At 71.2% G+C, this 15957-nt stretch carries 15 protein-coding genes; 9 read left to right on the plus strand and 6 right to left on the minus strand.

Features of this window, described 5'->3' with window-relative positions; genetic code table 11:
- Positions 1-45 precede the first annotated feature (45 nt).
- A complete protein-coding gene (locus M8J74_RS02550; protein WP_249834827.1) occupies positions 46-1710 on the plus strand; it encodes a M4 family metallopeptidase in 1665 nt (554 codons plus the stop codon).
- 74 nt (positions 1711-1784) lie between these two features.
- On the opposite strand, the gene M8J74_RS02555 is transcribed toward M8J74_RS02550, so the two are convergent.
- Positions 1785-2366: an NADPH-dependent FMN reductase gene (locus tag M8J74_RS02555; RefSeq protein WP_249834828.1), complete on the minus strand. Its 582-nt coding sequence runs from the start codon at positions 2364-2366 to the stop codon at positions 1785-1787.
- A gap of 281 nt (positions 2367-2647) precedes the next feature.
- Here M8J74_RS02555 and M8J74_RS02560 point away from each other — a divergent pair, with 281 nt between their 5' ends.
- Positions 2648-3166, plus strand: a complete 519-nt coding sequence (locus M8J74_RS02560; protein WP_249834829.1) for a hypothetical protein — start codon at positions 2648-2650, stop codon at positions 3164-3166.
- A gap of 134 nt (positions 3167-3300) precedes the next feature.
- Positions 3301-3936, plus strand: coding sequence for a class F sortase (locus tag M8J74_RS02565; RefSeq protein WP_249834830.1), 636 nt, complete (start codon positions 3301-3303; stop codon positions 3934-3936).
- On the opposite strand, the gene cpt is transcribed toward M8J74_RS02565, so the two are convergent.
- On the minus strand, positions 3917-4453 hold the full coding sequence (gene cpt / locus M8J74_RS02570; protein ID WP_249834831.1) for a chloramphenicol phosphotransferase CPT: 537 nt from the start codon (positions 4451-4453) through the stop codon (positions 3917-3919). The genes M8J74_RS02565 and cpt overlap by 20 nt on opposite strands.
- A 549-nt stretch (positions 4454-5002) precedes the next feature.
- On the opposite strand from cpt, the gene M8J74_RS02575 reads away from it, so the two are divergent.
- The 5 genes from M8J74_RS02575 (at position 5003) to M8J74_RS02595 (ending at position 10742) form a co-directional block, all read left to right on the plus strand.
- A complete protein-coding gene (locus M8J74_RS02575) occupies positions 5003-6307 on the plus strand; it encodes an NAD(P)/FAD-dependent oxidoreductase (protein ID WP_249834832.1) in 1305 nt (434 codons plus the stop codon).
- A complete protein-coding gene (gene nirB / locus M8J74_RS02580) occupies positions 6307-8916 on the plus strand; it encodes a nitrite reductase large subunit NirB (RefSeq protein ID WP_249834833.1) in 2610 nt (869 codons plus the stop codon). The genes M8J74_RS02575 and nirB overlap by 1 nt, the downstream gene beginning before the upstream one ends.
- Positions 8913-9263: a nitrite reductase small subunit NirD gene (nirD, locus tag M8J74_RS02585; RefSeq protein ID WP_249834834.1), complete on the plus strand. Its 351-nt coding sequence runs from the start codon at positions 8913-8915 to the stop codon at positions 9261-9263. The genes nirB and nirD overlap by 4 nt, the downstream gene beginning before the upstream one ends.
- A gap of 54 nt (positions 9264-9317) precedes the next feature.
- A complete protein-coding gene (locus M8J74_RS02590) occupies positions 9318-9902 on the plus strand; it encodes a TetR/AcrR family transcriptional regulator (protein WP_249834835.1) in 585 nt (194 codons plus the stop codon).
- Positions 9903-9974: 72 nt separating this feature from the next.
- On the plus strand, positions 9975-10742 hold the full coding sequence (locus M8J74_RS02595) for an SDR family NAD(P)-dependent oxidoreductase (protein WP_249834836.1): 768 nt from the start codon (positions 9975-9977) through the stop codon (positions 10740-10742).
- 16 nt (positions 10743-10758) lie between these two features.
- Here M8J74_RS02595 and M8J74_RS02600 read toward each other — a convergent pair whose 3' ends face one another.
- Positions 10759-11685, minus strand: coding sequence for an oxidoreductase (locus tag M8J74_RS02600; RefSeq protein WP_249834837.1), 927 nt, complete (start codon positions 11683-11685; stop codon positions 10759-10761).
- Between the two features lie 424 nt (positions 11686-12109).
- On the opposite strand from M8J74_RS02600, the gene M8J74_RS02605 reads away from it, so the two are divergent.
- Positions 12110-12454, plus strand: a complete 345-nt coding sequence (locus M8J74_RS02605) for a hypothetical protein (protein ID WP_249834838.1) — start codon at positions 12110-12112, stop codon at positions 12452-12454.
- 108 nt (positions 12455-12562) lie between these two features.
- Here the strand turns inward: M8J74_RS02605 and M8J74_RS02610 are convergent, their stop codons facing one another.
- The 3 genes from M8J74_RS02610 to M8J74_RS02620 all read right to left on the minus strand — a co-directional run bounded on the left by M8J74_RS02610 (position 12563) and on the right by M8J74_RS02620 (position 15955).
- Positions 12563-13798, minus strand: a complete 1236-nt coding sequence (locus M8J74_RS02610; RefSeq protein WP_249834839.1) for a tyrosine-type recombinase/integrase — start codon at positions 13796-13798, stop codon at positions 12563-12565.
- A gap of 30 nt (positions 13799-13828) precedes the next feature.
- Positions 13829-14017, minus strand: coding sequence for a helix-turn-helix domain-containing protein (locus tag M8J74_RS02615; protein WP_249834840.1), 189 nt, complete (start codon positions 14015-14017; stop codon positions 13829-13831).
- A 459-nt stretch (positions 14018-14476) separates the two neighbouring features.
- Entirely contained in the window at positions 14477-15955 is a 1479-nt protein-coding gene (locus M8J74_RS02620; RefSeq protein WP_249834841.1) for an AICE element replication initiation protein, read from the minus strand.
- Positions 15956-15957 lie beyond the last annotated feature (2 nt).

A 15957-nucleotide genomic window follows, 5' to 3' on the forward strand; every position in this document is an offset into this window, starting at 1 on the left:
CGACCCACCCCCACGCGCCCTCCCGGCGCCCTACCGAGGAGATCGATGAGTCGGATCCGGCTGCACCCCACCACCGCACGCAGGTCCCGTCGTCTCGCCGCCGCCACCGCGGTTGCCGCCACCACCGCCGCCCTGCTGGCCTCCGCGCTCTCCCCCGGCGCCGTCGCCGCCGGCAGACCGACCAGGGCCGGCGCCATCGAGAACGCGGCCTCGGCCCTTCTCACCCACGCCGCGAGCCTGGGCCTGACGTCCGCCGAGGGCACCTCCGTGCGGGACGTGATCGTCGACGCGGACGGCACGCAGCACGTCCGCTACGACCGCACCTACCGCCGACTGCCCGTCCTGGGCGGCGACTTCGTGGTCCACCTGGCGCCGGACGGAAAGTACCGCGGCGCGAACCGGGCGACCCGGAGCGAGATATCCCTGGCCTCGATCGTGCCCTCCGTATCGGCGCCCAAGGCCGCCGACCTCGCGGCGAACGCCCTGCGCGCCGTGAACCTCGGCGAGACCCTGAAGCAGCTGACGGCCAAGCCCCACCTGGTCGTCGACGCCCTCCACGGCACCCCGAAGCTGGCCTGGCGCACCCAGGTGGCGGCCAAGGACTCCCTGGGCAACCCGGTCGCCCGCACGGTGCTCACGGACGCGAAGACCGGCCGGCAGATCGACGCCTGGGACGACATCGAGACCGCGACGGGCGACGGCAAGTCCCTCTACAGCGGCACGGTCCCGCTGGAGACGACCCTGTCGGGGTCGACGTACCAGCTCAAGGACCCCACCCGCGGGAACACCTACACGGGCGACGCGGCGAACAAGACCGACCTGTGCTTCCTGACGAGCATCTGCATCAGCCGCGCCCCCTCGACGGTGTTCACCGACACCGACAACCACTGGGGCACCGGCGCGACTTCGGACCGTTCGAGCGCGGCGGTCGACGCCCAGTACGGCACGGACGTCACCTGGGACTTCTACAAGAACACCTTCGGCCGCAACGGCATCGGCGGCGACGGCAAGGGCTCCTACAACCGCGTCCACTACGGCAACGCGTACAACAACGCCTTCTGGGACGACAGTTGCTTCTGCATGACCTACGGCGACGGTGACGGCACGACGTTCGGCCCGCTGGTGTCGCTCGACGTCGCCGGCCACGAGATGACCCACGGCGTCACCTCCAAGACCGCCGCGCTGACGTACTCGGGCGAGTCCGGCGGCCTGAACGAGGCGACCTCCGACATCCTCGGCACGCTGGTGGAGTGGTACGCGAACAACTCCTCCGACCCCGGGGACTACCTCATCGGCGAGAAGATCGTGAAGTCCGGCTTCGGACGCGAGGCGCTGCGGTACATGGACAAGCCCTCGAAGGACGGCAACTCGGCCGACTACTGGAGCAGTTCCGTCGGCAACCTCGACGTCCACTACTCCTCCGGGGTCGCCAACCACTTCGCGTACCTGCTCGCGGAGGGCAGCGGCGCCAAGACGATCAACGGCGTCAGCTACAACTCGCCCACCTCCAACGGCTCCACGGTCACCGGCATCGGACGGGACAAGCTGGGCCGGATCTGGTACCGGGCGCTGACGGTCTACATGACCTCGTCGACGAACTACGCGGGCGCCCGGACGGCGACCCTGAACGCGGCCAAGGACCTCTACGGGGCCGGGAGCACGGAGTACAACGCGGTGGCGGCGGCCTGGAGCGCCGTGAACGTGAACTGACCCCGCGCCGACCGCAAACGGCGGCCGCTCCGGTGTCCGACCGGAGCGGCCGTCCCCCTTCCCCGGGCCGCCGGTCATCCCCCGTACGGCCGGCGCTCCCGCGCCTCCCTCAACCCGCGCGCCCACCACACCAGTTGGTCCAGCATCGTCTTCGCCGCCGCCTCCGGACCCGTCGGGTCCTTCGGACGGCCGTCCTCGAAGGCGCCGCGCGCGTTGTGGAAGGAGACGGTGTCCCGCACCGTCACGGCGTGCAGTTCGGCGAAGACCTGGCGCAGGTGTTCCACGGCGCGCAGGCCGCCGGAGACACCGCCGTAGGAGACCAGGGCGACCGGCTTGGCCTGCCATTCCGTGTAGTGCCAGTCGATGAGGTTCTTCAGAGCCGCGGGATAGGAGTGGTTGTACTCGGGGGTGAGCACGACGAAGGCGTCCGCCGCCGCCAGTTTCGGGGTGACCGAGCACAGGGCGGCGGCCGTCTCCGGGGTCCGGGCCAAGGTCGTGGGGAGCTCGGCGTCGGCCACGTCCACGACCTGCGTGATCAGGTCCTCGCGGGCGCGCAGGCGGCTCAGGAGCCAGTCGGCGACGACCGGGCCGAAACGGCCGTCGCGGTTGCTGCCGAGGACGACGGCGACCTGGAGAGGGGCATCGGGTGTCTGCATGCGGATCAGCGTCGTCCCTCAAGTCCGGTTGAGGTCAAGCCCGGGCTCCGCCGACACCGGGTCACCCGTTCACACGCGCGCTCTGCGCCCTTCGGGTGCTCTTCCGCCGATCACCCTCAGAACGCCGTTGACCTGCTGAAACCACCCGCGGAGAGGGCCTGGGCGCACGGGTCTGACACCCATTCACCCCATTTCTGACGCTCCTTCAGGAAGCGCGCTCGCTCCGCTGCCACTTACCTCGGAAGGGCAGAGGACACCAGCAAGAGCTCGGAGGAGCACCGATGCGCCGTACCGCCCGTCTGCTGTCCGCCGCCGCGCTCGCCGTCGCGGCCGCGGGGCTCGTCGCGGCGCCCGCGTACGCCGACGACGAGGGCAGCCTGGAGGTGTATCCGTCCTCGGCCGAGCCCGGCGGGCAGGTCACCGTGAACACCGCGGCGTGCGAGGGCGGTACGGCGGAGGGCGACGCCGGGGCCGTGGGCGCCGGCGCGTTCACGCTCGCGCCCAGCACGCACGAGGACGACGCCATCGGGCAGTTCCGGGTGCCGCCGAGCGCGCAGCCGGGGACGTACGAGATCGTCGCGAAGTGCGCCGAGGGCGACCACGAGGTCTCCGGCGACCTGGTGGTGACGCTGTCCCCGGCGCGGGGCCAGGTGCAGCCCCGAGGAAGTGTGAAGACGGGGGTCGGCGGCGTGATGGGCCCCGACCCCGTGCAGACCGCGGCCGGCGTGGCGGCTCTCGCCGTCGCCGCCGCGGGCGGTACCTGGCTCCTGCATCGCCGGGCGAGAGGCGACGGGATCTGACGGACACCCTCCGCTGTCCGTCCGCCGGTACCGCATGTCCCTCCCCCTCCGGGTCCGACGCCCCTCGCGGCCCGGAGGGGGACCGGGGTTCCCCACCGTGACAGGGTCCGCCCGCTCCGAGGCAGGAGGCTCGAGTGCGCAGGTTCAGCAATGTCGCCATAGCGTCCGTGACCGTCGTCTCCCTGTGCACGGGCGCCTGGCTGCTCGAGAGCGGTGAGGAGACGCACGCGCCGCCGCAGCCCTCGGCGGCCGAGGCCCGCTCGGGCCGGCCCGCCGACCCCGGGTCCGCGCCCGCGCCGGCGCCCGCGCTGCCGGCCTCCCCGCCGGAACGCATCCGCATCCCGTCGATCCGCGTGGACGCCCCTCTCATGGGCCTGGGCCTCACCCGGTCCGGCAGCCTGGACGTCCCGCCCGCCGGGAAGAAGAACCTCGCCGGCTGGTACGAGGCCGGCACCGCCCCCGGCGAACGGGGCACGGCGATCGTGGCCGGCCACGTCGACAACGCCGACGGACCCGCCGTCTTCTACGACCTCGGTGCAGTGAAGAAGGGCAGCGCGATCGACATCGCCCGGCGGGACGGCAGCGTCGCCCGGTTCACCGTGGACGCGGTCGAGGTGTACAAGGCGAGCGACTTCCCCGACCAGAAGGTGTACGGCGCCGCGGACCGGCCCGAGCTGCGGGTGATCACCTGCGGCGGCGGCTACTCGCGGTCGACCGGCTACCAGGGCAACGTCGTCGTCTTCGCGCACCTCACGGGCGGTCACCGCTGACCACGGCCGCCACGACGGTCCGCGCGCAGTCCAGGGCCTCGGTGTGGGTGGTGTCCACCTCGAGGTCGTAGACCACCCCCTGGTGGACGGCCTCCGCCTGCTTCTCGGCCATGCCGGGGGCCCGGTCGCCGCGGACGATCTCCCGGCCCGCGGCCACCGCCGCCTCGCAGCGCACACCGACCCACAGCACGTCGAGGCCGGCCAGCGGCTCGCGCCAGCGGTCCTGTGACGCCGCGCCGGAGAGGAAGACGTCGTCGACGATCACCCGGGCGCCCGCCCGCGCCGTCGCCGCCACGCCACGCCGCCAGGCGGCCTCCAGCCTGCCGAACTCCGGGCCCACCTGCACCGAGCCGTCCGGCGAGACGAGCGCGGCCTGCAGGGAGGCCGGCATCGCCTCGACGAGGCCGTCGATCCCGAACGCCAGCCACGGCTCGGGCAGCAGCGCCTGCAGGCACCGTACGATCCCGGACTTGCCGGAGCTGGAGCCGCCGTTCAACACGATCACCTCAGTCGCCATGCCGCGACCGTACCGCGGGGGCGCCGGCTTGCCGTAGGCGATATTCGGGGGGCGCAAGCCTTGGTGTGCGCGGGGCGGGGGCCTGGGTGTGCGCGGGGCGCGGGTCCGATCTCCGCGGGGCGCGGGCCCGACCTTCGCCGGGTGCGGGGCCGATGCCGGCGGGGCACGGGCCCGACCTTCGCCGGGTGCGGGGCCGATGCCGGCGGGGCACGGGCCCGACCTTCGCCGGGTGCGGGGCCGATCCCCGCCGGACACGCACCCCGACCCTCACCGGTTGGGGGGCCGATCCCCGCGGGACACGCGCCCCGATCCTCACCGGCCGCGGGACCGATCCCCGCAGGGCACGCACCCCGACCCTCACCCGCCGCAGGACCCATCCCCGCCGGGCACAGGGCCGATCTCCGCCGGGCCCAGGCCCGATCTCACAGCACGCCCCCTGCGGGTGCGCCGAACCCTCACACGTACCCCGCGCCGTGGCTGAGGGCAGCGTTCCTCGCGGGAAACAGGCGTGATGCGGTCGGGTAACACCGGCACCGCACGCTCCTGGACATGACCTCGAATACGCGTGTGGTGGTGATCGGCGCCGGGCTCGCGGGCGTCCGGCTCGCCCGGCGGCTCGGTGAGCTCGGCACGCCCGTGACGCTGATCGGCGAGGAGGAGCACCGCCCGTACAACCGGGTGCTGCTCGCCGAGGTGCTGGCCGGGCGCTACAGCCCGGACGTCATCGCGCTGCCCGCGCCCGCGGAGCTGACCCGCGGCCGGGTCACGGGCATCGACCGCGAGGTGCGAGCCGTACACCTCGCGGACGGCTCGAAGATCGCATACGACACCCTGGTCCTGGCCACCGGCTCCAACCCGGTGCTGCCGCCGTTGCGCGGCCTGTTCAGGGAGGCATACCTCGCCTCCGCCCGCCGGGGCGAGCAGCCGACCGGCTCCTCCGGCCGGGAGTCCGGGGATTGTCCCCCGGAAAGGCACAGCACCCCGGATCACGTGCTGCCCGAGGGCGTGCACGCGTTCCGGACGATGGACGACTGCCTGGGCCTGTCGAAGGCCGTACGGCCCGGCGTGCGGGCGGTCGTCATCGGCGGCGGGCTCCTCGGGGTGTCCGCGGCCCGCGCGCTCGCCCTGCGCGGCGCGCAGGTCGTCCTCGCCCAGCAGTCCGAGCGGCTGATGGAGCGCCAGCTCGACCCGGCCGCCTCGAAACTGGTCCGCCGGCACCTGACCGACCTCGGCGTCGAGGTCCACACCGAGTGCCGGGTGCGGGACGTGCGCTGCGTCGGCGGCGCGGTCCGCTCGGTCGAGATGCACGACGGGTACGCGCTCGACGCCGACCTCGTCGTCCTGGCCTGCGGGGTGCACCCCCGCGTCGGCCTCGCGCAGACCGCCGGGCTGGAGGTCCGCAAGGGCGTCCTCGTCGACGACGAACTGCGCACCTCCGACCCGCGCGTCCGGGCGATCGGCGACTGCGCCCAGCACGACGGGACGGTGTACGGGCTCGCCACCCCGGCGCTCGAACAGGCCGAGGTGCTGGCCGAGTTGCTCGCGGGCCGCGCCGACGCCCGCTACACCGGCACCCGTTCGCTCACCCGGCTGACGCTGGCCGGTGAGGGCTTCTTCGACCTCGCCGCGTTCGGCGAGACGGAGCCGCGTCCCGGGGACGACGTCGTCCAGCTCGCGGACGCCACCCGCGGCACCTACCGCAAGGTCGTCGTCCGCGACGACCGCCTGGTCGGCGGGGTCCTCGTCGGCGAACTCGGCACCGTCGGCGCGCTCGCCCGCGCCTGGGAGGGAGCAGAGCCGCTCCCCGACGACGGCCCCCTGCTCCACCTGCTCACCAATGATGGAGGCTCCTGATGACCGCCGCCCTGGAGGCCACCCCCACGATCGTGCTCGTCGGCCACGGCATGGTCGGCCAGCGCTTCCTCGAAGCGCTCGCCGCCCGCGGCCTGACCGCCACGCACCGCGTGGTCGTGCTGTGCGAGGAGCCGCGTCCCGCCTACGACCGCGTCGCCCTCACCTCGTACTTCTCGGGCCGGACACCCGAGGAACTCTCCATGACCGACCTGGAGTTCATCGCCGACCACGGCATCGAACTGTACGTCGGCGACCCGGCCGAGACCGTCGACCGCGAGGCGCGCAAGGTCACCGCCCGGTCCGGCAAGGTCTTCGCGTACGACACCCTCGTCCTGGCCACCGGCTCCTATCCGTTCGTGCCGCCGGTGCCGAACAAGGACGCCGAGGGCTGCTTCGTCTACCGCACGATCGAGGACCTGCTCGCCATCGAGGAGTACGCGAAGTCGAAGGCCACGACCGGCGCGGTGGTCGGCGGCGGGCTGCTGGGATTGGAGGCGGCCGGCGCTCTGAAGGGCCTCGGACTGACCTCCCACATCGTGGAGTTCGCGCCGCGGCTGATGCCCGTCCAGGTCGACGAGGGCGGCGGCGCGGCCCTGCTGCGCACCATCGAGGAGATGGGCCTGAGCGTCCACACGGGCGTCGGCACGCAGGAGATCGTGGTCGGCGAGGACGGCGCGGTCACCGGCATGAAGCTGTCCGACGGTTCCGAACTCGCCACGGACATGGTGGTGTTCAGCGCCGGTGTCCGCCCCCGCGACCAGCTGGCCCGCGACTGCGGACTGACCGTCGGCGAGCGCGGCGGCATCGCCGTCGACGCGCAGTGCCGTACCGTCTCCGACCCGAGCGTCTTCGCGATCGGCGAGTGCGCGCTGGCCTGCGACGGCCGGGTGTACGGCCTGGTCGCCCCCGGCTACGAGCAGGCCGAGACGGCCGCCGCGACGATCGCCGAGGACGAGGCGTCCTTCACCGGCGCCGACCTGTCGACGAAGCTGAAACTGCTCGGCGTCGACGTGGCCTCCTTCGGCGACGCGCACGGCGCCACCGCCGACTGCCTGGACGTCGTCTACTCCGACTCCCGCGCCGGGCTGTACAAGAAGCTGGTCATCGGCCGCGACGGCACGCTGCTCGGCGGCATCCTGGTCGGCGACGCGGAGGCTTACGGCACGCTGAAGGCGTTCACCGGTTCCGTCCCGCCGGTCAGCCCCGAGTCGCTGGTGCTGCCCGCCGGCGCCGGCGAGTCCGTGCAGCTCGGCCCGACCGCGCTGCCGGACGACGCGATCATCTGCTCCTGCAACAACGTCACCAAGGGCACGATCCGCGGCGCGGTCACCGAGCACCGCTGCACCACCGTGCCCGAGGTGAAGAAGTGCACCAAGGCCGGTACGACGTGCGGCAGTTGCGTCAAGGTGCTGGGCCAGCTCGTCGACGCCGAGCTGGAGGCGTCGGGCGTCGAGGTCGACAAGGGCCTGTGCGGCTGCTTCTCCCAAACCCGCGAGGAGCTGTACGAGATCGTCCTCGCCCTGCGCATCAACACCCACCGGGACCTGCTCGACCGCTACGGCCGCGACGGCGCCCGGGGCGGCGAGGGCTGCGAGGTCTGCAAGCCGGCCGTCGGCTCGATCATCGCCTCCCTCGCCCCGACGATCGGCGCCAGCACCTACGTCCTGGACGGCGAGCAGGCGGCCCTGCAGGACTCCAACGACCACTTCCTCGCCAACCTGCAGAAGAACGGCTCGTACTCGGTCGTGCCCCGCATCCCCGGCGGTGAGATCACCCCCGAGGGCCTCATCGTGATCGGCGAGATCGCCCGCGACTTCGGCCTCTACACGAAGATCACCGGCGGCCAGCGGATCGACATGTTCGGCGCCCGCGTCGAACAACTCCCGCTGATCTGGATGCGGTTGGTGGACGCCGGGTTCGAGTCCGGCCACGCCTACGGCAAGGCCCTGCGCACCGTGAAGTCCTGCGTGGGCTCCACCTGGTGCCGCTACGGCGTCCAGGACTCCGTCCGCATGGCGATCGACCTGGAGCTGCGCTACCGGGGGCTGCGCTCCCCGCACAAGCTCAAGTCCGCGGTGTCGGGCTGCGCCCGCGAGTGCGCGGAGGCCCAGTCGAAGGACTTCGGCGTCATCGCCACCGCGGGCGGCTGGAACCTGTACGTCGGCGGCAACGGCGGCGCCACCCCGCGCCACGCCGACCTGCTGGCCCAGGACCTCTCCGACGCCGAACTGATCCGTCTCATCGACCGGTTCCTGATGTTCTACATCCGCACCGCCGACCGCCTGGAGCGCACCTCGACCTGGCTGGAGCGCATCCCCGGCGGCCTGGACCACGTCCGCGAGGTGGTGGTGGAGGACTCCCTCGGCATCTGCGAGGAGCTGGAGTCCCTGATGGCGGCGCACGTGGCGAACTACGCCGACGAGTGGGCCACCACCATCAACGACCCCGAGAAGCTGGCCCGGTTCGTGTCCTTCGTGAACGCGCCGGACACCCCGGACCCGGTCGTCGGCTTCGTCCCCGAGCGCGACCAGATCAAGCCCGACCTGCCGCTGCTGTCCATCGGCATGCGCCCCGCCGACAGCCTCCTGGAAGGAAGCGCCCAGCGATGACCCTGGCACCCGAGACCACCGACCTCAAGATCCAACTGCAGCTGGAGGAGGGCTGGCTGACGGTCTGTGACCTGACCCAGCTGGTCCCCGGCCGGGGGGTGGCCGCGCTGCTGCCCGACGGCCGCCAGGCGGCCCTGTTCCGCGACCGCAACGGCGAGCTGTACGCCGTGGACAACCGCGACCCCTTCGGCGGCGCGGCCGTCCTCTCCCGCGGCCTGACCGGCACCCACCGGGGCCGCCCGTTCGTCGCCTCGCCCCTGCTGAAGCAGCGGTTCGACCTGGTGAGCGGGCAGTGCCTGGACGACGAGTCGGTGCGGATCGCCACGTACGAGGTGCGGGCGGCGTAGCTCCACACCTCGCTTTCTTGACCGATCGTTCTGCCTTTCATTAGGCTGCGTTCCGTGGCCAGGACCAAGGAGTTCGATCCGGAGGCCGCGCTGCAGGCGGCCCTGGAGCTGTTCTGGCAGCGCGGCTACGAGGCGACGTCGATGTCCGACCTGGTGGACCACCTCGGCATCGGCCGCGCCAGCATCTACGCGACCTTCGGCAGCAAGCACGAGCTGTACCTGAAGGCGCTGGACCGCTACGACCGGGCGGGCCTGGAGCCGATCATGCGGAAGCTGTCCCGGCCGGGTCCGGCCCTGCCCGCCGTACGGGCCCTCGTACGACGCTATGCCACCGAGGCCGCCGACGACCGGCTGCGCCGCAGCGGCTGCCTGGTCACCAACACGGCGGCCGAACTCGCCCCGCACGACCCGGCCGCCGCACGGCGGGTCGAGCGCAACTGGGACCAGCTGGAGACGGTCCTGCACTCGGCCCTGCTGCGCGCCCAGGCGCAGGACGAACTGCCCGCCGGCCGCGACCCGCTCGCCCTCGCCCGCACACTGCTGGTACTGATGCAGGGGCTGCGGGTGGTCGGCAAGGCGTCCGACGACCCGGCCCGGGTGCGGGACGCGGCGGAGCAGGCGCTGACACTGCTGGACTGAGCCGCCCCTCCTCACCGAGGGGCGTTTTTCCTGCTCTCATACTGAACCGATCGGTCAAGAAAAGGGGAGATCATGACCAGAGGCCGTTTCACGGGGAGGACCGCCCTCGTCACGGGCGGGGGGTCGGGCATCGGCCGGGCCGTCGCGCTCGCGTTCGCGGCGGAGGGCGCGCACGTGGTCGTGGCCGGACGGCGCCAGGAACCGCTCGACGAGACGGTCGCCCTCATCGAGGGCTCGGGCGGCAAGGCGCTCGCCGTGCGGGCCGACGTCTCCCGCGACACGGAGGCGGCCGCCGCGGTCCGGGCCGCCGTCGAGACCTTCGGCTCCCTGGACGTGGCCGTCAACAACGCGGGCGTCTTCCGGGGCGGCGCTCCCCTGGCCGACCTGTCCGAGGAGGGCTGGCGGACACAGCTCGACGTCAACGTCACGGGTGTGTTCCTGGCGCTGCGGGCGCAGGTGCGGCAGATGCGCGGCCAGCCCTCGGGCGGCGCGATCGTCAACATCTCCTCCACCTTCGGGGTCCACACCAGCCCCGCCGGCGCCGCCGCCTACTCCGCCGCCAAGGCCGCGGTGACGGCGCTGAGCCGGGGCGCGGCCCGGGACCACATCGGTGACGGCGTCCGCATCAACGTCGTCAGCCCCGGCGCCACCGACACCCCCATGTCGCTGCGGCCCGGCGAGACGGAGTCCGACCGCACCCGACGGGCCGCGGCCACCCTGCCGTTGGGCCGCATCTCGGCGACCGAGGAGATCGCGGCCGCCGTCCTGTACCTGGCCTCCGACGACGCGGCCTCGGTGGTGGGCACGGACCTGGTGGTGGACAGCGGCGGCTCCCTCTGAGCGGGCGTACGGACGCTCAGGCCTTCAACGCGTCGCAGGACACCCCGGTGAGCCGCTCCGAAGCAGCCCAAAGCCGCTCGCCCGCCACGTCGTTGAGGGTCCACGAAGCCCGCCACGACGGGGCCGGCGCCCCGCGCCACATCATGAACGACGGTCCCGTGAACGAGTCCGGACGCACGCCGGGCGCCGTCGCCGCGTACAGGACGGGCAGGGCGCCGGCGTCCGCAGACTGGGCGAGGACCCGGTTGCCGAGCTCCACCAGCCGGCCGGCCAGCCGGCGCCCCTCCATGCGGGGGCCTTCGGCCTGCAGGTTGGTCGAGGCGTATCCGGGGTGCGCGGCGGCGGCCACCACGTCCGAGCCGTGGGCCGTCAGCCGCCGCGCCAGCTCGTGCGTGAAGAGCAGGTTGGCGGTCTTGGAGCGGCCGTAGGCGATCCAACGGCGGTAGCGGCGCTCGCTGTTGAGGTCGTGGATGTCGATGTTGGCCACCGCGTGCATCTCACTGGAGACCGTCACGACCCGGGCGCCGGAGGTGGCGAGCAGCGTGGGCAGCAGCAGGCCGGTCAGGGCGAAGTGCCCGAGGTGGTTGACCCCGAACTGCGTCTCGAAGCCGTCCGCCGTCGTCCCGTACGGCAGCGCCATCACCCCGGCGTTGTTGACGAGCAGGTCGAGGTGCTCGTACGGGAACCGGTCGGCGAAGTCCCGCACCGAGCGCAGGTCTCCGAGGTCGAGCCGCGCGCACTCGGCGACGGCGTCCGGGACCTCGGCGACGATCCGGTCCACGGCCGCGTTCCCCCGCACCTCACTGCGGCACGCGAGCACGACCCGCGCCCCCTTGCGGGCGAGCTCCCGCGCGGCGACGAACCCGATACCGCTGTTGGCACCGGTGACCACGGCGATCCGCCCGCTCAGATCGGGAATGTCGTCGACGCTCCAGCCGGCCATGGCGGAACCCCCTTCACAGCACACGAACGAAGCCTGTCGGCGCCCCAGCCTAGGAGACCCCGGCCCCACCGGCCGGAAGCAGACTCCTGACACGACGTCAGTCGGCCGGTGATCGGACACCTGAGGGAGTTCCGGCCCGGCCGGGCGGGAAGGCCCAGCGACGGCCGACGCCCACGAACACGGACGGCTGATGCGCAGGTCGCAGCATTGATCGATCGCACGACCGCGGTCAGGGACGGCCTCTTCGCTTCTTCGGCCTTGGGTCGACCACGAGTCAACCGAGCACTGTGTTAACCCGAGTTGACATGAGTGGCCCCAGATGCGCCCGAATGGGGCAAAGCGTAGCGTTGAAAAGCGGAGGGCCTCTGAGCCACCAGGCAGCGGCCCTCACTGACCGCTCGCGAGAAGACGTAGGAGGCAGAACATGTCCAAGGACGTCAGGGGTCAGTGGCAGATCATTCAGACCAGCGGCCACGTCGTGGACCTGAACATCGGCGACGAGGACGCCAACGGCACGTTCGACGACAACGGTGGCCAGAAGAGCGCGCACGAAAGGTTCAGCGGCGATGGCATGATCTCCGACGCCAGGGCCACTGACGACGAGTTCGTCTGCTTGATCTCCTGGGACAACGGAGCCAAGGGGCGGTACTCGGGACGGTTCGACTTCCAGGGCCGGCTCACGGGTGTGTGCCACGACGAAGTCCATCCGAGCGCTGTCGCCTCCTGGTTCGCCAGAAGGCCGCCTTCCGACGAGTTCGGAGCGCTGTAGCCGTAGTGCTGCCGCCGACCATGCCGAAGAGGCGGCACCTCCGCACAAGGTGTCCGGCTGACTCCCCCACCTGGGAAGTCAGCCGGACCCCATGCCCTCAGGGCACTGTCAGGGCACATCGCCCAGTACGGCCTCCATCATGCCGGCCGTGCGATCCGCCTCCGCCTCCCACAGATGGGTGTAGACGTTGAGCGTGATCGATGGCTTCGCGTGACCGAGGCGCATCTGAACTTGCTTCGGCGTCGCCCCGTTCCTGATGAGCACGGAGGCGTAGAAATGCCGCAGGTCGTGGAGCGTGGCCCCGTCGGGGACGCGGGCCTTGCTGCCAGCCTTCGCCAGGTAGGCGTTCGCCCGCTTGACGTTGCGAGCCCAGACCTTTGCCCAGCTCCCCCGTCGGATAGCCCCACCCGTTTCGCTCGTGTACAGCAGCCGAGCGTGGCGCCACACGGGCTTACGCGGGTTCGTCCGGTCCTCGATGTGCACGACCTTGGGCGGGAACTCCTTCCGATGAAGTTCGAGCGCGTCCACGACTGATTGTCCCTGAGGCACCGTTCTGTAGCTCTGCCTGGTCTTCGGCTCACCCAGGTACGGCACTCCCTTGTCGGGGCCGATCAGCTGCTGATTGACCCTGACGGTTTCGGCTGGCTCCTCGTCCTCCAGGCCGAACAGTTCACCCTGGCGCAGCCCGGTCGATGCGGCATGCCGCACCAGGGCCCGGTACCGCGGGGAGGCAGTGGCAATCAGCGCCTTCACTGCCTCCGGGTCGAGCGGGTGAATCTCCGGATAGAACACCTCGGGCGGCTTCAGCCCCTCCCACGGGTACTTCGGGATGATGCCCTCCTGATGGGCCATCTTCAGGATGCTGGTGCAGACGTTCCAAGGTGTCGCGAACGTCGACGGCGCGATGACCGAGGACCGATCTTTGATCCACTTCTGGCCATCTGCCCGCTGGATACTGCCGATCTCCCTGTTACCAAACGTCGGGTAGATGTGCAGCCGTAGGGCCCGCTCCACGTTCGTCTCGGTCCGCTCCCGATGGACCGCCGTCTCTCGCCAGCGCTCCGCGACGTCCCTGAATTTCTGCTTGCCAAGCTCCCGGCTCACGAACGTGCCGCCGTCGAGTTCAGCCTTCACCTTGGCGGCCCGGGAGTCCGCCGCCGTCCTCTTGTCGAAGTTTTCCTTGCACTGCTTGCCAGACAGATCCCGGTAGCGCACCTGCCAGCGCTTTCCGACTCCATGCTCTGCGCTCGGGTACGCGGTCGTTGTTTTGGTGCTGTGCGCTTCGCACGGCTCTGCGCCGGCCGGTGGACGGGAGAGGTGCCAGCGGTCATAGACGTCAGCCATCGACGCCCCTCCCCTGGTCGCCGTCTCGGGTCATGCTGCGCATCGAGCTCCCATCTCTTCGGCGTCGTACTTGTCGAGTGCGGCAGCGTCATACAGAACGTGTCGACCGCGCCGGATGAAGCACTGGGGGCCGGTTCCCGCGTAGCGCCAGTAGCGGACCGTTGCGGGCGACGTGCGGTAGCGCTCGGCGACTTCGGCAGTCGTCAGGTACCTCTTCATGACGTCCTTCCTGAGAAGTCAGGTGTCGCGGGAGGGGAAGGGCTCGCACCTGTCCGAGGTGTGGATTTCTGCGTCACCTGCGTCATCTGCGTCACTCGCGGCCCTGACCTGCGGTTTCACCGTGACGCAGGGCCCTGGGGATGTGTCACCGGTGACACAGACCTGCGTCATAGGGTGACGCAGGTGACGCAGGATGACGCAGGAATTGGCTGTCTGCGTCACCGCTGTTTCGGCAGGTCACCGAATGTTTTCGGGGAGTGGGTGACGCAGGTGACGCAGCGTCTTCCTACTTCGGACAAAGAGGGGGTGGTTTCTGTTGTGGTGGCGTGGCTCAGAGCGTGAAGAAGGGGCCGCTTCGCGGCGCGACCATTGCAGGGCGGCGTTGCCGCCGAACAACAAGAGGAGCACGTGGGGCCGGGTGCTCCTCTTGCTTGTGCGGGAGGTCTGATGCCGCAACGATCAGAAGGCCGCTTCCTGCTCGTTCGGCGTGGGTGGCGCGGCCGGCCGCGCGATTTCGATGTAGCGGGATGCGTTGGTGCGTCCCCAGTCGATGAGAACGCCCCTGGCGGCGAGGGTGGGTTGAAGGCGCTTGAGACGGTCTGAGAGCACCTTTCCGGTCGTGGGCCATCCTTTGGGCAGGGGGCGGAAGTCCTCGCCCGTGTAGAGGCCTGTGAGGCTGTGCAGCCATTCGGCCGACGTCATCCGCTGCTCGGTCCCGGGGTCGATGCCGGCGGCGTGCTTGAGCACGGTCTGTGCCAACAGGTCGCCCTCGATGACGTCGTCGTTGAGGTCGTCCAGGCTGGCCCGGTAGGCGGCGAGCGCCCCGAGACCGGTGGCCGCGTCGAGCTGCGCGCAAAGGTGGGCGAAGTCGGCCATCCGCAGGTCGGTCGGGATATCCGCGTCCGCCGCCCGCACCTGCACCGTGAGGTCCAGGAGCGAGCCGAGGATGACCGGCAGCACCTCAGCGAAGTCGGACCACAGCTCCGCCTCGGTCCGCCGGACGCGCGGGCGTTCCAGCCGCAGCGGCAGGAGCCGTTCCGCGAGGTCGGGTCGGATGACGCCGACGTCGATGCCGGTCAAGAGCAGGGGGCGACGGTAGCCGACGCGGAAGACGTCCCCGTCGGTGAACAGGGCGCGCTTGACGTTCTCGGCGCCGGTCACGATGCAGCACATCGCATCCGAGAGTTCCGGGGTCATGTGGGAGAGATTGTCGAGGGCGGTGACCCACCCGGCCGCCACCGCCGTGATCAGGTTCTCCTCGTCCTTCGGTGCCCGGCGCAGGTCCCCGCTCATGCCCTCGATGATCCGCACGAGCATGCGCCCGCCGGTGGACTTGCCCGCGCCTTGCGGGCCGGTGAGGAACGGGGCCGGGACGGGCACGTTCGGTCCCAAGCAGCCGATGAGCCAGGCGATGGCCAGGCATTCGGTCTCTGCGGTGGCGAAATTGCACAGCCGCATGAGCAGGTCGATGCCCTTGCCGTTGGTGTCTTTGACCGGCAGGGGCAGTTCCCCGGTGAGCTGGGTACGCCGCCAGCAGACTTCCCGCGGGGCCGGGGTGCGGACGTCCCAGCCGGTGGGGTGGATGCGGACGGACTGCCCGTCGTCGCGGCCCAGGTCCAGCCACGTGGCCCCGTCGTATCCGGGGGCGACGCGGATGTGGACGGGCTGCACGTCCTCGGTCAGCGCGAGGGCTTCGATCAAGTCCAATGCTTCCTTCATGGCGGTGCCGTTGAACACGCCGATGCCGTCCCTGAACAGTCCGACCATGAGTTCCTGCCGGTGGCTGCCGGTGGTGCCCTGGGAGCGGATCGGGCGGGCTACGGGGTGGCCGTTGCGCTGTGCGTAGACGGTGCCGTCGGCGGTGCGGAAGTACCGGAAGTGGGTCTGTGCGTAGTCGGTGATGATCTGGCGGGCGGGGTTCTTGTCGTCGTCAGACATGG

This window comes from Streptomyces panaciradicis (genome assembly GCF_023516615.1).
GTDB classification, from domain to species: domain Bacteria; phylum Actinomycetota; class Actinomycetes; order Streptomycetales; family Streptomycetaceae; genus Streptomyces; species Streptomyces panaciradicis.

Bases quoted from the DNA above. Each gene is read 5' to 3' on its own strand.
- nirB (WP_249834833.1), top strand. From the start codon at position 6,307: ATGACCGCCGCCCTGGAGGCCACCCCCACGATCGTGCTCGTCGGCCAC.
- M8J74_RS02615 (WP_249834840.1), bottom strand. From the start codon at position 14,017: ATGAAGAGGTACCTGACGACTGCCGAAGTCGCCGAGCGCTACCGCACG.
- M8J74_RS02550 (WP_249834827.1), top strand. From the start codon at position 46: ATGAGTCGGATCCGGCTGCACCCCACCACCGCACGCAGGTCCCGTCGT.
- M8J74_RS02620 (WP_249834841.1), bottom strand. From the start codon at position 15,955: ATGTCTGACGACGACAAGAACCCCGCCCGCCAGATCATCACCGACTAC.
- M8J74_RS02610 (WP_249834839.1), bottom strand. From the start codon at position 13,798: ATGGCTGACGTCTATGACCGCTGGCACCTCTCCCGTCCACCGGCCGGC.
- cpt (WP_249834831.1), bottom strand. From the start codon at position 4,453: ATGGCGACTGAGGTGATCGTGTTGAACGGCGGCTCCAGCTCCGGCAAG.
- M8J74_RS02575 (WP_249834832.1), top strand. From the start codon at position 5,003: ATGACCTCGAATACGCGTGTGGTGGTGATCGGCGCCGGGCTCGCGGGC.
- M8J74_RS02600 (WP_249834837.1), bottom strand. From the start codon at position 11,685: ATGGCCGGCTGGAGCGTCGACGACATTCCCGATCTGAGCGGGCGGATC.
- M8J74_RS02595 (WP_249834836.1), top strand. From the start codon at position 9,975: ATGACCAGAGGCCGTTTCACGGGGAGGACCGCCCTCGTCACGGGCGGG.
- M8J74_RS02560 (WP_249834829.1), top strand. From the start codon at position 2,648: ATGCGCCGTACCGCCCGTCTGCTGTCCGCCGCCGCGCTCGCCGTCGCG.
- nirD (WP_249834834.1), top strand. From the start codon at position 8,913: ATGACCCTGGCACCCGAGACCACCGACCTCAAGATCCAACTGCAGCTG.
- M8J74_RS02605 (WP_249834838.1), top strand. From the start codon at position 12,110: ATGTCCAAGGACGTCAGGGGTCAGTGGCAGATCATTCAGACCAGCGGC.
- M8J74_RS02555 (WP_249834828.1), bottom strand. From the start codon at position 2,366: ATGCAGACACCCGATGCCCCTCTCCAGGTCGCCGTCGTCCTCGGCAGC.